This is a genomic window from Variovorax sp. ZS18.2.2, from assembly GCF_024701975.1.
Classification (GTDB): Bacteria; Pseudomonadota; Gammaproteobacteria; order Burkholderiales; family Burkholderiaceae_C; genus Variovorax.
Genome location: NZ_JANLNM010000008.1, coordinates 1 through 14,012 on the forward strand (window position 1 = coordinate 1; position 14,012 = coordinate 14,012).

A 14,012-nucleotide genomic window follows, 5' to 3' on the forward strand; every position below is an offset into this window, starting at 1 on the left:
CCACCGCCATCGGCCGGCCCAGGTGCGGGATGGTGAGATAGAAGAAGCGCTGGAGGGAACTCGCGCCGTCCATGCGCGCGGCTTCCATCTGCTCGCGGTCGAGCGACTGCAGCGAGGTGATGAAGATCAGGCAGGCGAAGGGCAGCCACTGCCAGGCCACCATGATGATCACCGAGAGCAGCGGCACGTCGGTGAGCCAGTCGACCGGCGTGGCGCCGAAGAAGCGCCACACGTCGGCCAGCACACCGTAGATGGGGTTCATCATCATGTGCTTCCACAGCAGCGCGTTGACCGCGGGCATGACGAAGAACGGAGAGATGAGCAGCACCCGCACGATGCCGCGGCCCGGGAAGGGCTCGTTCACCAGCAGCGCGAGCAGCACGCCGAACACCACGGTGATGACGATCACGCTGCCGATGAGCAGCAGCGTGTTCCACGTTGCGGGCCAGAAGTCCGGATCGGTAACGAAGTAGTGAAAGTTCTCGAGGCCCGCGAACGTTCGTTCGCCGGGCTGCATGAGGTTGTAGTTCACGAAGGAGAAGTACAACGTCATCAACAGCGGCACGATCATCCAGAGGAAGAGCGTGAGCACGGCGGGCGCCATGAGGGCCCGGGGCAGGAGTCTTTTCATTGCGTATGTCTCTCTGGTTTTTGTTCTCTCTTGCCGACTCTCCGCGCGATCATTTTTCCCGTTGGATATCGAGCGCGTGCATCGCGTCACGCACGGTGCTGCTCGTGCCGACGCTCACGTACTGGCGATAGAGGCCGTCGTAGATATGCATCGCCTCGGCATTCGGGACGTAGTCGACGAACTCGCGGGCTCCGTAGCGCCGCGCCCCGTCCGCGAAGTCGGGAACCACCCCCGCCGCGACCGCGCCATGAATGGCGGCACCGACGGCCGTCGCGTGGTCGATCAACGGGACATGAACGGTGCGCCCGAGCACATCTGCCATCAACTGCATCAGCAGCGGATTCCTTCCGGACAGTCCGCTGGTCAGCACGATGCGTTCGACTGGTGCGCCATCGGTGGCAAGGCAATCGACAATGCGCCGCGTGCCGCAGCACAAGGACTCCAGCAGCGTGCGATAGACGTCGACCACCGTCGTCTTCAGACTCAGGCCAAGCAGAAGGCCGCTGAGCGAGGAGTCGCCGAACGGCACGCGGCATCCATTCCACCAATCCAGAGAAAGCATCCGGGTCTGACCGGGTCGCATGTCGGCCGCGAGTGCATTGAGGCGGGCGAATTCCCGGTCCGGATCCGTCGATTGCAGAAAGCCCTTAATGAACCATTCGAGCGTGTCGCCGAAACCCGCCTGACCCGCTTCGTAGCACCAGAAGCCCGGCAGCACGCCATCGCGTGCCACGCCTTCGATGCCACGCGGCAGGGGACGCCGGGCATCGTCCAGCAGCATGAATGCGGCCGAGGTGCCCAGGGCCCCGACCAGCGTGCCGGAGCGCACCGCCCCGGCGGCCGGCATCACGACGTGCGAATCGATGACGGCCACGGCCACGGTGGCTTCGCCCTCGATGCCGGTCCGGGCCCGCCAGCCGGCACTCAAGCGGCCGGCTGGCTCGCCGATGGTCACGGGCGTCCCCAGCTTCGCTTCCAGTCCGCCGACCAGCGATGACGGATAGCCGATGCCCGGCTGATACTGGGCCTTGTAAGCCGCAAAGCCGAGGCTGCGCACTTCATGTCCGGTCAACTGCCACACGAGCCAGTCGCCGGCCTCGATGAAGCGCTCGGTTTCCGCCCAGAGATCCGGCGCCTCGTCGGCCATCTGCGCGGCTTTGGCGATCAGCCACTCGGCCGAGAGCTTGCCGCCGAAGTTCGCCAGGAATTCGCCGCCGTGCGCATTGATGCGATCCGCCCATGGCTGCGCCACTTGGTGCTTCCAGAGCTTGACGTAGGCGTGAGGGGCTTGCGGATGCAGCGTCGACAGCGGGGTGCCGTCCGCCCGCGTGGGCAAGGGTGAGCTGGCCGTGAAGCCCAACCCGATCCCGCGAATGACACGGCTGCGACCCAGATGCCCGAGGATGGCCTCCGCCGCTTCCGTGTAGTCGGGCGCGCATTGCAGCGCCCAGCCGGGCGGCAATGCCGTGCCGCCATCCGGCAACGCTGCTGCCAGCGTGCCGTGGCGATACGGATGCGTGTGGCTCGCTTCGATGGCTCCGCTAGCCACGTCGATCAGCACGCCTCGCGCCGATTGCGTTCCGTAGTCTAGCCCGATGAGATATTCGTGACTCATTGCGTTCAGGCTCCGACTGGGGCCGGCAGCAACGCCAACGCCGTCTCGACGATGCGAGGCAGGTCCACCCGGAAATGCGCGAAGAGCGCTTCCGCCGGGGCCGACTCCCCGAACTGGTCGATGCCGATCACCGCGCCGGACAATCCGACGTACTTGCGCCAATAGTCCGTGACGCCGGCCTCGATGGCCAGGCGCGGGACTCCTTCGGGGAGGACGCTGCGCCGGTATCGATCGTCCTGCCGGTCGAACTGAAAAGTCGAAGGCATCGACACCACGCGCGCTGCAACCCCTCGGGCCGCCAGGTCGGCCTGCGCCTGCACGGCGAGCTCGACTTCGGAGCCGGTAGCGATCAGGACCAGCGCGAGTTCACGTGGTTCGTGCCGGAGCACATAGCCCCCACGACGGATGTCGTCGAGCTGTCGCGCGTCGCGCGCCTGAAAGGCCAGCTCCTGCCGACTGAGCACCAGGCTCGTCGGCGTATGACGATGCTCGAGCGCCACCTGCCAGGCCACCATCGTCTCGACGCTGTCGCAGGGCCGCCAGACATCCATGTTCGGCATCATCCGCAGCGTTGCGATCTGCTCGATGGGCTGATGCGTGGGGCCATCTTGTCCGAGCGCGATCGAGTCGTGCGTGAACACATAGATCGGATTGAGCTTCATCAGAGCGGCCATGCGCAAGGCATTGCGGGCGTACTCCGAGAACATCAGAAAGGTACCTCCGAAGATCCGATGGCCACCATGACAGACGACCCCGTTCATGATCGCAGCCATGCCGAACTCGCGTACGCCGTGATAAAGGTAGTTGCCTCCTTGCAACGCCGTCACGCCTCGCGCGCCCTCCCACAGGGTCAGATTCGAGCTTGCAAGATCTGCCGAACCGCCCACGAGTTCGGGCAGCATTCCGGCAAAGGCCTGGATGGCGTTCTGGCTGGCCTTGCGCGTGGCGATCGTCTCGCCCGCTTCGGCGACGTCTCTCACATGCGCCTGTGCCTGCTTCTCGAAGCCGTCAGGCAGGGCGCCTGCGGCGCGCCGCTCGAACTCGGCTGCGTCGCGGGGATGCGCTGCGCGGTAACGCGCCATCGTTGCGTTCCACGCGGCCTCCGCGCGCCCGCCCGCAGCACGCGCATCCCAGGCCTCGTAGACGGCCGCCGGAATCTCGAAGGGCTCATACGGCCAATCGATCGCCGCACGGGTCGCCGCCACTTCCGCGGCACCCAGCGGTGAGCCATGCGAGCTGTGGCTGTCAGCCTTGTTGGGCGAACCCTTTCCAATGGTCGTGCGGCACAGGATCAGCGTGGGTCGGTCCACGGAATTCCTGGCAACGGACAGCGCAGCGGCAACCGCATTCACGTCATGCCCGTCCACGCTCCGGATCACGTTCCATCCGTATGCTTCAAAACGACTCGCCGTATCGTCTCCGAACCAAGCTTTGACATACCCGTCGATCGAGATGCCGTTGTCGTCGTAGAGCACGATCAGTTTGCGCAACGCCCAGGTGCCGGCCAGCGAGCAGGCCTCGTGGGAGATGCCCTCCATCAGGCACCCGTCGCCGACGAACGCGTAGGTGCAGTGGTCGACGATGTCGAGTCCGGGACGATTGAACTCCTCTGCCAGCAGCCGCTCGGCGAGGGCCATGCCCACGGCATTGGCCAAGCCCTGTCCGAGCGGACCGGTGGTCGTCTCAACGCCCGGCGTGTAGCCACGCTCCGGATGACCGGGCGTGCGACTTCCCAGTTGCCGGAAGCGCTTCAGGTCGTCAATCGACAGGTCGTATCCGGTCAGGTGCAGCAAGCTGTACAGCAGCACGGAGCCGTGGCCATTGCTCAGAACGAAGCGGTCGCGATTGGCCCAGGCCGGGTTGGCCGGGTTGTGACGCAAATGATGCTGCCACAGGGCAACCGCGATCTCGGCCATGCCCATGGGCATGCCCGGGTGGCCGGATTGAGCTCGCTGTACCGCATCCATCGACAAGGCACGGATTGCGTGCGCTGAAAGATCCGGGGTCGATACGTCGGACTGATTGTTCACAGGCACACCTGTCTCCAGAGAAATTGCGTCAACGCACCCCACGCCATTGCTTGGAGTTCAGGCAATACTATTTATGTTTTGATCGATAATATCTAGTAAATACCCTAGTTATGATTGTTTTACGTCATAACTGCCACAGGAGTATGTAGGCTCGATCAGCGATCGAGACTGATCGAGTTAAGTGATGGCAAGCCAAACGAGATGTCTTCTCGGCGCAGGCGTCGACGTCCGCGCGCAACAAACGTCACGCGCAGGGCTGACGCTGCCCGTGCCTCCCCTCGCTTACTGCTCTGTGCTCGAGCGCGCCGAACTGACGACCAGCGTCAGACATGCCGCCGCGCGAGAGGCGGTCACACGGCTACGCAGTCGTATGGTCAGGTGCATGCCTCCTGCCCCGAGCGCATTCCCAACCGTGCGGCCCAGGTTGCGTACGGCCTGCCCTGTCATCTTGCAGCCGGGCTGCACCCACAGCACGATGATGACCCCGTGGGCCTGCTCGATCTCGACGCCTCGCCCGTCGACCAGTTGCAGCGCCTGTTCCATCGCCGTGTCGAGTTGATCGGCCCGGTCCAGGCACTGCGTGACCAAGGTTAACTGTACCTCCCGAAAGTCCAGCACTTCGATCACGTCGGACTGATCCCAGGCAGGCTCCAGGAACGGATCGCCGTCCATCACAGACCGCCGTATCGCCGCATAGAACCATTGCACCGCAGCCAGGTCGTCCGGCTCCCAAGACGCCGAAACATCGATTCGCGCTTCGATGGACTTGAACAGGATGCCCAGCATCGAGTCGCGGCCCACCCTCCGTCGCGTCTCGGCGCCCAGCACAACGCCGACGACTTGCGCATCCTGCTCCCAGGCGCGCCAGATCAAGAACATCGCGGCTTCGATTTCGGCGGGCCGCACACCCACGCCAAACACCAGACACAGAATCCGCGCGTGGTTCATGTTCAATTCCTCGGCGACAGTGGCGGCACCACCGCGCCCGATCTCGAAGTAGATGGGCTCTTCATCGAGCAGGTCTTCTGAAGGCCCCGTAGGAAGCTGATTGGGCTTGGCAAAGAACTGCCGCACGAAGCGCCGACCTACAGCGCCGATGCCGATCATGCGCACGGGGCTGGCCCCGTCGTCTACGGCGGATGCGGAGGTATGAAGAACATTCATAGGTGTCACCTGTATGGCCGTGCGCGACTCACACGCACGGCGATGAAATGGAGAGGAGAAAAAGAAAAGCGCCGCACCAGCCTCTCAGCCAGTGCGGCGCTTTGCGCGCGCGGAAGGGTTGCTACATCAGCACTGGCTATCCAGGCTCTCGGCCGCGAAGTTCTTGCCTTCGGTGCGGGTCAGTTCGCGCAGGCACACCGGCGTCTTGCTGCTGATGGCCCGGTCGAGCAGCGCGTAGTCCATGCGCCGCATCTGTCCGGCCTGCATCCAGACCGTGTTGCCCTTGCCGGTGTGCAGGCACACCGCCTCTTCACCGCAAGGCTCGTATTTGGTGATCAACGACATGAGGTTCTCGGGGCCGCCACTGGCAGGGGTGGCCGACGCCGGAGGTACAGATGCCGAAGCATCGACGCCTCGCTGGGGATTGCCGGCCGCGATCATGTCCGCCGCTTTCTGCAACCGGGCTTGCTCCGCCTGCTCGGCCGCAGTGGGGGGCGCAACCGGTGCAGCGGCGACAGGTTGAGCCGCCGCCGATGCGGGGGTGAGAGCGGAGGTAGCGGGCAATGATCCAGCCGAGGACGCTGCCGGCTGCCCATACTGCATCGATGACGGGATAGCCTTTCCACGGGCTTTGAGGACATTGCGCACATGCTCGTCAAAGGCCAAAGCGTTGGACGCGACTTTCAGATACGGCGTTGTCGTCGCGGTGCTGTAGCTGACGGACGTGCTGAAGGTGTTCGCCCCTTCGTCCTTCACGATCTTGTACGCAACGGACAGCTGCAGCGGCGCTTCGCTGACCTTGTCGCCGGTCACCACCCGTATCACTGTGGCGTCCATCTGGGATTGCTGTGGTCTGTCGATGTTCCAGTACAGCTCGGGTGGAATGCCGTACTTGAGGGCCGAGCCCAGCGGGTTGCCCATCCAGTCCATGAAGAAGTTCATCTTCTGGACCACGGCGGGCTTGAACGCGAACGTCAGGTGCACCTCGCACGAGCGGCGCTTGATCGATTCGTCGTAGGACGTCACGACAGGCGTGCCTGCTTCAAGGGACACGGTATCTGCCGTCTTGAGCTTGTAGTTGCCAAGGTCTTCGTCGTGCCCCTTGGCGACCATTCTCAGCACGGCCTCTATGCGTTGTGGATCGTTGCAAGGAGGGGCTTCGGGACCGCAGCCGACGAGCAATGCGGAAGTCGAAATGGCCAGACCGAACAGGGACAGTCGGAATTTGGCCTTGCGGATGTACTGGAACATGGTTGGGTTCTCTTCGTTGTAGCTGTTGATTGGTTCGAGCACTCGGGCTGCCTGTGTCTCGTAGCGAATCGCCCGCTCCTCGCAGCGCGTCCCCGATAAATGCACGCCGCTCAAATGCTACCAAATCGGTAGTATTTGAGGTGCGCATTGTCAGGACTATCTTGATCTTTGGACCCAAAGATCTAAATGACCGTTCTGGGGAGACGCCTCAAGCAGGCGAGGCAGTTGGCTGGCTTGTCACAAGAACAAGTTGGCATTGAAGCCGACCTTGATCCGATGTCTGCCAGCACGCGAATGAACCGCTACGAGTTGGGCAAACGCGCGCCCGCGTATGAGTTGGTTGAAAGGTTCGCGAAAGTGCTTGGGGTGCCGACTGCATATTTCTATGCGGTGGCCGAGGACGAAGCTCAGCTTCTGCTTGCCTTCGGCAAGTTGCCGAAGGCCAAGCGGTCACAGGCTGTCGAGTTCGTTGTCGGCTTGAACAAGTAGATACCACCCCACTGAGCAACGAGATTCATCTCAGTACTCCTCGGGCAACAGCAATGTCGTGACACTGCGATCTGCTTCGGTGATCAACCAGATGCGTTCGTCACTCACGTCCAAGTGGGTTGATGCTTGCTCCGTTTTTGCGCCGCCTTCGGGCACGCTCTGAAGCGGCAATCGATAGACCGACAGCACGCGCGATCCATGCGCAAGTGCGTCTTCGTTGGTCTGCGCGTCCTCGGCACAGCATTCACCCCAGTCACCTGCAACGTGGAGCGCCAGAAGCGTGAAGGGGTTGCTGTTCGTGCGGTGCATAAGCGCGAGCGCACCAGGGGTGGCAACGATGCGGCCAAGTTCGAAGCGCGGCGCACTATCGGGCTTGATGTAGCCGGAGAGAAGGTTCTTCATGGTTGATTGCTCAAAGTGAAACGCCCATGCGGCGGCGCGCCCGGACCTGTGAAGGCAAAGGCGCACTAACGGAGGGCGAAGGGGTTGGAGAAAGAAAAACAGCCGCAGCGGCTACCGGGTGGACCGGCTCCTACTGCGACTGCTTGCTGCAAGCGGCGGGCGCATGCATACGGGCATGGTCTTGCCTAGCTTTCGCTGGCAGGTTTCTACCCGTGGGTATATTGTAGCACAAAAACAACAAATACCGAGCGAGGTACGCCCCCTCCATCGGAAAGAAAACTCCTGTTTTGGCGGCTTTTGGTGCGCCACGCGCGGTAGCCCTGGCAAGGGTGCTAACGCGGCCCTTGGCGACCGAGAAAGCCTGCTAGCCACGCGGCAACCAGGGCTTGGCTTGCCCAGCAAAGGCCACGGCCAACCATTGCCGCCCACCGCACCAGGGCAAACCAAAACATGGGCAAAACCATGGCACGTGGCCCACCAACCAGCGCTGCAAGCCCCGCGCCCAGCAAAAAGCCCCAGTAACAAGGGCTGCTACTGGGGCTTGAGTTTGGCGGAGAGTGTGAGATTCGAACTCACGGACGATTTCTCGTCGGCAGTTTTCAAGACTGCTGGTTTAAACCACTCACCCAACTCTCCGGAACCGTAGATTTTATGCCGACGGCGATGCCTCAATCTCCGTCCGGCAAGAACAGCGTCTGCAGATCGCTCAAGAAATCCAGCCCGCGCTCGGTCGGCCACACCCGGAACAGGTCACGCGCCACAAGCCCCTTGCGCTCGGCCTCTTCCAGCCCGCGCTGGATCGACGTCATCGCCAGCCCCGTGCGCTCGCTGAACTGCGGCAGCGTGAACCCCGCCTTCAACCGCAGCGCATTGAGCATGAACTCGAACGGCAGATCCGCCAGCGACACCTCGTCGCTCTGCGACACGGCCGCGCCGGCGCGCGCGTTCTCCATGTACAGCCGCGGCTCGCGATAGCGCACCTGCCGCACGATGCGGTGCGCAAAGCTCAGCTTGCTGTGCGCGCCGGCGCCGATGCCCAGGTAATCGCCGAACTGCCAGTAGTTGAGGTTGTGCGCGCACTGGTGCCCCTCGCGCGCATAGGCCGACACCTCGTAGCGCGACATGCCGCGCTCGCCAGTCCGCTCGGTGATGCGGTCGAGCATCGCGTAGGCGATGTCGTCTTCGGGCAGCGTCGGCGGAAACTTCGCGAACCAGGTGTTGGGCTCGATGGTGAGGTGATAGACCGAAATGTGCGGCGGCGCGAGCGCCAGCGCCTGCGACAGGTCGGCCTCCAGGTGCTCGAGCGTCTGGCCGGGGAGCGCATACATCAGGTCGAGGTTGAAGGTGTCGAAGGCGCTCGCGGCCTCCTCCACCGCGGCGATGGCCTGCGCGCGATCGTGCACGCGGCCGAGCGCGATGAGGTGCTCGTCGTTGAAGCTCTGCACGCCCACCGACAGTCGCGTGACGCCCGCCGAGCGGTACGCGCGGAAGCGGTTGCGCTCGAAGGTGCCAGGGTTCGCCTCGAGCGTGATTTCGCAATCGGGCGCGAGCTTCAGGCGCGCGCGCACGTCGCCGAGCAGGCGGTCGATGGCCTGCGGCGAGAACAGGCTGGGCGTGCCGCCGCCGATGAAGATGGTGTGGACGGTGCGGCCCCAGATCAGCGGCAGCGCGGCGTCAAGGTCGGCCACCAGCGCATCGATGTACGCCGCCTCGGGAATGCCCTCCGCATCGGCCGCGCTCGTCGCGCGCCATTCGTGCGAATTGAAGTCGCAGTACGGGCACTTGCGCAGGCACCACGGCAGGTGGATGTAGAGCGAGAGCGGCGGCAGCGCCGAGAGCTGCAGCGGGCCGGGCCGCATCCAGTGCAGCACGTCGTTGGCCTGCGGCGCACCCGTGGGTTGCGCCGGCTGGATCGGGAAGACAGTGGCCATCGGCGGCCTACAGCCAGCGCTCGCGCATCAACGCGAGCATCGCCTGTGCCGCGCGGCCGCGGTGGCTGTTGGCGTTCTTGACCTCGGGCGTGAGCTGCGCAAAGGTCTTGCCGAAGGCGGGCAGGAACATCACCGGGTCGAAGCCGAAGCCGTTGTCGCCGATGGGTGCCAGCGCGATCTCGCCGACCACGCGGCCGACGGCGATGAGCGGCTCGGGGTCGTCGTGGCTGCGCAGCGCGACCAGCGTGCTGACGAGCGCCGCGCGGCGGTTGACGACACCATCGAGCTGTTCGAGCAGCGCCTTGACGTTGTTCGCATCGCCCTTGGCGTAGCCGAATTGCGTGGCGTAGTACGCGGTGTCGACGCCCGGCAGGCCGCCGAAGGCATCGACGCAGAGGCCCGCGTCGTCGGCGATGGCCGGCAGGCCGGTGGCGGCGCTGGCGTGCCGTGCCTTGGTGAGCGCGTTCTCGACGAAGGTGCGAAAGGGTTCTTCAGCCTCGCCCACGCCCAGCGCCGACTGCGGCACCAGGGTGACGGACAACGCCGCGAACAGTTGCTGAAGTTCGGCGAGCTTGCCTGCGTTGTTGGAGGCCAGGACCAGTTTCATGGATCGATCAAAGTGGCTGTGACGCCCGGCTGGCAGGCATCAGTAGCTGGGAGGATTTCAGTTCGAGGGGTTCGAGAGCAGGGCCTGCTTCTGCAGGGTGACGAGCTCGCCAATGCCCTTCTCGGCCAGGCCGAGCAGCAGGTTCATTTCTTCGCGCGTGAAGGCCACGCCTTCGGCCGTGCCCTGCACTTCGACAAAGTGGCCGGCGCCGGTCATGACGACGTTCATGTCGGTGTCGCAGCTCGAGTCTTCCGTGTATTCGAGGTCCAGCAGCGGCGTGCCGCCGACGATGCCCACCGAGATGGCGGCCACGTGGCCCTTGATCGGCGATGCGGCCAGGGTGCCTGCGGCGATCAGCTTGTTGACCGCGTCCTGCGCGGCGACGAAAGCGCCGGTGATGGCCGCAGTGCGGGTGCCGCCATCGGCCTGCAGCACGTCGCAGTCGAGGTGGATGGTGCGCTCGCCGAGCGCGGCCAGGTCGAACACCGCGCGCATCGAGCGGCCGATGAGGCGCTGGATTTCCTGCGTGCGGCCGGTCTGCTTGCCCTTGGCGGCTTCGCGGCTGCTGCGGGTGTGCGTGGCGCGCGGCAGCATGCCGTATTCGGCCGTGACCCAGCCTTCGCCGCTGCCCTTCTTGTGCGGGGGCACGCGCTCTTCGACCGAGGCGGTGCAGAGCACGCGGGTCTGGCCGAACTCGATGAGCACCGAGCCCTCGGCGTGGATGGTGAAGCCGCGGGTCATGCGAACGGGGCGCAGCTGGTCGGCGGCACGGCCGCCGCTTCGGGTGAAAGCAGTCATTGTTGAAACTCGAAAAGGAAAAAAGGCCAGCCGCTCTTCAACGGCATGTTCGGGGAACACCGCGGAACCGGCTTTGCCGGGCCGCTGGTGTTGCCCCCTGGAAGGGGGTTGGCGCAGCGACACGAAGTGCGCGAAGACTGGGGGTCATCTAGCTTTTGCGCGCGGCGGAACGGCGAATGGCTTCGTTGATCTCGGCGATGGAGCGCTCGATGGCGTCTTCGTCCATGTCTTCGATCTCGCCGTCCGAGGGCATGCCGGCCTGGATGGTCGAGGCGAACACGCCGTCGTCGATCGTTTCGGTGGAAATGCCGCGGTCTTCGCCGGGCGTCTCGGACATCTCCCACTCGAGCGCGATGAGTGTCACGTTGTCGCTGTGGGCGCCGCCCTTGCGCAGCGCCATCTCGGCGAGGTCGGGGGCCGCATCGGACACGGGCTTGCCGGAGGAGAGCGTGTGGACGATGAGCGCATCGTCGAGCACGCCCCACACGCCGTCGGAGCACAGCATGATGCGGTCGCCGCGCTGCAGTTGCAGCGGAGGCGAGATATCGAACAGCGGCGTGGTCGGCGAGCCGAGGCAGGTCAGCAGCAGGTTGCGGTTGACCGGCATGTCCGAGCCGTGGGGCTTGGGGCGCTCAGCGTGCGAATGGTCGCGCGTGCGGGTCAGCAGGCGGCCGTCGCGCACGACGTACAGGCGCGAATCGCCGCAGTGCATCCAGGTGGCCGCCGTGCCCTGAAGCAGCGCCGCGACGACGGTGGTGCGGGGCGTGTCGAGCATGGCCTTGTGGCTCGCGTACCGCATGATCTGCTGGTGCGCGGCCATGGCCGATTCGGCCAGGAAACCCTTCACGTCCTTCACGGTCGGTCGTGCCTCGCGCTGGTAGAGCGCGGCGATGGTCTGCAGGGCCAGCTGGGCCGCCACTTCGCCTTCGGGATGACCGCCCATGCCGTCGGCCAGCACGAACAGGCCCGACTCCCGCGTGTAGCAATAGCCCATGCGGTCTTCGTTCTTGAGACGTCCGCCTTTGCGGCTGACCTGGAAGACAGAGAATTTCATGTCGTCATGCGGGGCGGGTGGTGGGGGCCGCAGCCCGGGGCAGACTCTTCTTGTCGAAGGAGCGGATGTTGTCGATCGACAGCCGCACCTTCTCGCCGACGGTGAGCTTGGTGTAGCGGCGCTCGCCTTCTCGGCTCAATTCCTTCTGTAGCGCGAACACCGACTGGGGGCGCGAGAGCGGATCGAGCGACATGCACCACTCGACCACCTCGATCAGGTTGTCGGAATACACGCCGCGAAGGCGCGAGAGCGACAGGCTCAGGCGGTCCTTCTCGATGCGGCGCGGCGCGTCGTTGGGCGGGTAGCCCTGCATGCAGGCGTAGATACAGGCGCCGATGGCGTAGATGTCGGTCCAGGGGCCCATCGACGAATCACGCCGGTACATCTCGGGGGCGGCAAAGCCCGGCGTGTACATGGGGCGGATGAAGATGCCTTCCTTGCTGAGCACTTCGCGCGCGGCGCCGAAGTCGATCAGCACGGCGCGGTCGTCGTCGGTGACGAAGATGTTGGCCGGCTTGATGTCCAGGTGCAGCATCTTGTACTGGTGCACGATGCGCAGGCCGCGCAGGATCTCGTCGAAGAGGGAGCGGATGGTCGATTCGCGGAAGACCTTCTGGCGCTTGAGATCGCGCGCGGTGACCACGAAGTCCTGCAGGGTCGCGCCCTCCAGGTAGTTCATGACCATGTAGACGGTCTCGTTCTCGCGGAAGAAATTGAGCACGCTCACCACCGAGGCGTGCGAGATCTGCGCGAGGGAGCGGCCTTCTTCAAAGAAGCTTTTGAGCCCCAGCCGGTAGAGGGACAGTTTTTCGGGCGGCACCTGCGGATGCAACTCGCCGGGCCCGCGAGTGGCCAGCGAGGAAGGCAGGTATTCCTTGATGGCCACCTGCTGTCCGTTGGGGTCGATGGCGAGATAGACAACGCCAAAACCACCCGCCGAAAGCCGGCGAACAACGCGGTAACCGCCAATGACCGTATCGGGCAACAGGGGCGAAGGCTTGACCTTTGACATAATCCGGGAGTTTCGCCCGAAGGCGATGGTGCGGCAAGCGAACGCTGTACCGACGCCTCGGTGCATGCAAGCAAAACCACAGTGAGGCGCAATGCCAGTTTACAGCATGACCGGCTACGCCAGCGGCCAGAACGGGTCCGCAGGCAGCCACTCCGAAGCCGAAGCACGGCCTCCCGCCGCAGGTCGACTCGGGGTCGAAATCCGCTCGGTCAACAGCCGCTTCCTCGACCTCACCTTCAAGTTGCCGGAGGAGCTGCGCCAGCATGAGACGGCGCTGCGCGAGTTGCTCACGGGCAAGCTCAAGCGCGGCAAGGTCGAGGTGCGCGCGGCCATCGAAAACACCGCCCAGGCGGGTGTCGTCGAGCCGTCCGTCAAGCTGCTCCAGCGGCTCAACGGGGTGCAGGACGGCATCAAGGCCTGGCTCCCTGGGGCGCGAGAACTGAGCGTGGCCGACGTGATCCGCCTCGCCGGTGGCGACGGCACCACCCGCGGCGACTGGGGCCCCGACCTACTCGACGTGGCCGGCAAGGCGCTCGAGGCGCTGATGTCGGCCCGCCAGCGCGAAGGCGCCCGGCTCGCCAAGATGCTCGAGGCGCACCTCAACCAACTGCGCACCCTGGTGCAGCAGGCCGGCCCGCTGGTGCCCCAGCTGGTCGAACAGCAGCGCAACCGCTTCCTGGAGCGCTGGCAGGAAGCCATGGGCCTGACCGCCGGCACGGGCGGCACGCTGCCCGAAGCCGCCCAGGACCGCGCGCTGACCGAAGCCACCGCCTTCGCGATCCGCATCGACGTGGCGGAAGAGCTCACCCGGCTGAACTCGCACCTCGACGAGATCGAGCGGCTGCTCAAGAAGGGCGGCGAGATCGGCAAGCGCCTGGACTTCCTCATCCAGGAACTGCACCGCGAGGCCAACACTCTGGGCTCCAAGTCGGCAGCCCTGGAGCTCACGCGCATCGGCGTGGACATGAAGGTGCTGATCGAGCAGATGCGCGAACAGGTCCAGAACATCGAATGACGACGAGCGAAAG

13 protein-coding genes and 1 tRNA gene are annotated in these 14,012 nt (G+C 64.7%); 2 read left to right on the plus strand and 12 right to left on the minus strand.

Annotated elements, in window-relative coordinates; all coding sequences use genetic code 11:
* From NU688_RS25445 to NU688_RS25465, 5 genes are all read right to left on the minus strand, one after another.
* Positions 1-631 (minus strand): carbohydrate ABC transporter permease (locus NU688_RS25445; RefSeq protein WP_257863618.1); only part of this gene is annotated, 631 nt, incomplete at its 3' end.
* 49 nt (positions 632-680) lie between these two features.
* Positions 681-2,246, minus strand: coding sequence for an FGGY-family carbohydrate kinase (locus tag NU688_RS25450; protein WP_257863619.1), 1,566 nt, complete (start codon positions 2,244-2,246; stop codon positions 681-683).
* Between the two features lie 5 nt (positions 2,247-2,251).
* Positions 2,252-4,276, minus strand: coding sequence for a transketolase (tkt, locus tag NU688_RS25455; RefSeq protein WP_257863621.1), 2,025 nt, complete (start codon positions 4,274-4,276; stop codon positions 2,252-2,254).
* A gap of 282 nt (positions 4,277-4,558) precedes the next feature.
* Positions 4,559-5,440, minus strand: a complete 882-nt coding sequence (locus NU688_RS25460) for a hypothetical protein (protein WP_257863622.1) — start codon at positions 5,438-5,440, stop codon at positions 4,559-4,561.
* Between the two features lie 126 nt (positions 5,441-5,566).
* Positions 5,567-6,691 carry a hypothetical protein gene (locus tag NU688_RS25465; RefSeq protein WP_257863623.1) on the minus strand — a complete coding sequence of 375 codons (1,125 nt, stop codon included), beginning with the start codon at positions 6,689-6,691 and terminating at the stop codon, positions 5,567-5,569.
* A gap of 186 nt (positions 6,692-6,877) precedes the next feature.
* On the opposite strand from NU688_RS25465, the gene NU688_RS25470 reads away from it, so the two are divergent.
* Positions 6,878-7,180, plus strand: coding sequence for a helix-turn-helix domain-containing protein (locus tag NU688_RS25470; RefSeq protein ID WP_257863624.1), 303 nt, complete (start codon positions 6,878-6,880; stop codon positions 7,178-7,180).
* Between the two features lie 30 nt (positions 7,181-7,210).
* Here the strand turns inward: NU688_RS25470 and NU688_RS25475 are convergent, their stop codons facing one another.
* The 7 genes from NU688_RS25475 to NU688_RS25505 all read right to left on the minus strand — a co-directional run bounded on the left by NU688_RS25475 (position 7,211) and on the right by NU688_RS25505 (position 12,984).
* Complete coding sequence (locus NU688_RS25475; RefSeq protein WP_257863625.1) at positions 7,211-7,582, minus strand: type I restriction endonuclease subunit M; 372 nt, start codon at positions 7,580-7,582, stop codon at positions 7,211-7,213.
* Positions 7,583-8,130: 548 nt separating this feature from the next.
* Positions 8,131-8,218, minus strand: a tRNA-Ser gene (locus tag NU688_RS25480).
* 32 nt (positions 8,219-8,250) lie between these two features.
* Positions 8,251-9,513 (minus strand): radical SAM family heme chaperone HemW, encoded by a 1,263-nt coding sequence (hemW, locus tag NU688_RS25485; RefSeq protein WP_257863626.1) that lies wholly within the window; start codon positions 9,511-9,513, stop codon positions 8,251-8,253.
* Between the two features lie 7 nt (positions 9,514-9,520).
* On the minus strand, positions 9,521-10,120 hold the full coding sequence (gene rdgB, locus NU688_RS25490; protein WP_257863627.1) for an RdgB/HAM1 family non-canonical purine NTP pyrophosphatase: 600 nt from the start codon (positions 10,118-10,120) through the stop codon (positions 9,521-9,523).
* Between the two features lie 57 nt (positions 10,121-10,177).
* A complete protein-coding gene (gene rph, locus NU688_RS25495; protein WP_257863628.1) occupies positions 10,178-10,918 on the minus strand; it encodes a ribonuclease PH in 741 nt (246 codons plus the stop codon).
* Positions 10,919-11,066: 148 nt separating this feature from the next.
* Positions 11,067-11,972: a PP2C family serine/threonine-protein phosphatase gene (locus tag NU688_RS25500; RefSeq protein WP_257863629.1), complete on the minus strand. Its 906-nt coding sequence runs from the start codon at positions 11,970-11,972 to the stop codon at positions 11,067-11,069.
* Between the two features lie 4 nt (positions 11,973-11,976).
* Complete coding sequence (locus NU688_RS25505) at positions 11,977-12,984, minus strand: serine/threonine-protein kinase (protein ID WP_257863630.1); 1,008 nt, start codon at positions 12,982-12,984, stop codon at positions 11,977-11,979.
* 91 nt (positions 12,985-13,075) lie between these two features.
* Here NU688_RS25505 and NU688_RS25510 point away from each other — a divergent pair, with 91 nt between their 5' ends.
* Positions 13,076-13,999: a YicC/YloC family endoribonuclease gene (locus NU688_RS25510; protein WP_257863631.1), complete on the plus strand. Its 924-nt coding sequence runs from the start codon at positions 13,076-13,078 to the stop codon at positions 13,997-13,999.
* Positions 14,000-14,012: the final 13 nt, after the last annotated feature.

Bases quoted from the DNA above. Each gene is read 5' to 3' on its own strand.
- NU688_RS25450 (WP_257863619.1), bottom strand. From the start codon at position 2,246: ATGAGTCACGAATATCTCATCGGGCTAGACTACGGAACGCAATCGGCG.
- NU688_RS25460 (WP_257863622.1), bottom strand. From the start codon at position 5,440: ATGAATGTTCTTCATACCTCCGCATCCGCCGTAGACGACGGGGCCAGC.
- NU688_RS25465 (WP_257863623.1), bottom strand. From the start codon at position 6,691: ATGTTCCAGTACATCCGCAAGGCCAAATTCCGACTGTCCCTGTTCGGT.
- NU688_RS25470 (WP_257863624.1), top strand. From the start codon at position 6,878: ATGACCGTTCTGGGGAGACGCCTCAAGCAGGCGAGGCAGTTGGCTGGC.
- NU688_RS25475 (WP_257863625.1), bottom strand. From the start codon at position 7,582: ATGAAGAACCTTCTCTCCGGCTACATCAAGCCCGATAGTGCGCCGCGC.
- hemW (WP_257863626.1), bottom strand. From the start codon at position 9,513: ATGGCCACTGTCTTCCCGATCCAGCCGGCGCAACCCACGGGTGCGCCG.
- rdgB (WP_257863627.1), bottom strand. From the start codon at position 10,120: ATGAAACTGGTCCTGGCCTCCAACAACGCAGGCAAGCTCGCCGAACTT.
- rph (WP_257863628.1), bottom strand. From the start codon at position 10,918: ATGACTGCTTTCACCCGAAGCGGCGGCCGTGCCGCCGACCAGCTGCGC.
- NU688_RS25500 (WP_257863629.1), bottom strand. From the start codon at position 11,972: ATGAAATTCTCTGTCTTCCAGGTCAGCCGCAAAGGCGGACGTCTCAAG.
- NU688_RS25505 (WP_257863630.1), bottom strand. From the start codon at position 12,984: ATGTCAAAGGTCAAGCCTTCGCCCCTGTTGCCCGATACGGTCATTGGC.
- NU688_RS25510 (WP_257863631.1), top strand. From the start codon at position 13,076: ATGCCAGTTTACAGCATGACCGGCTACGCCAGCGGCCAGAACGGGTCC.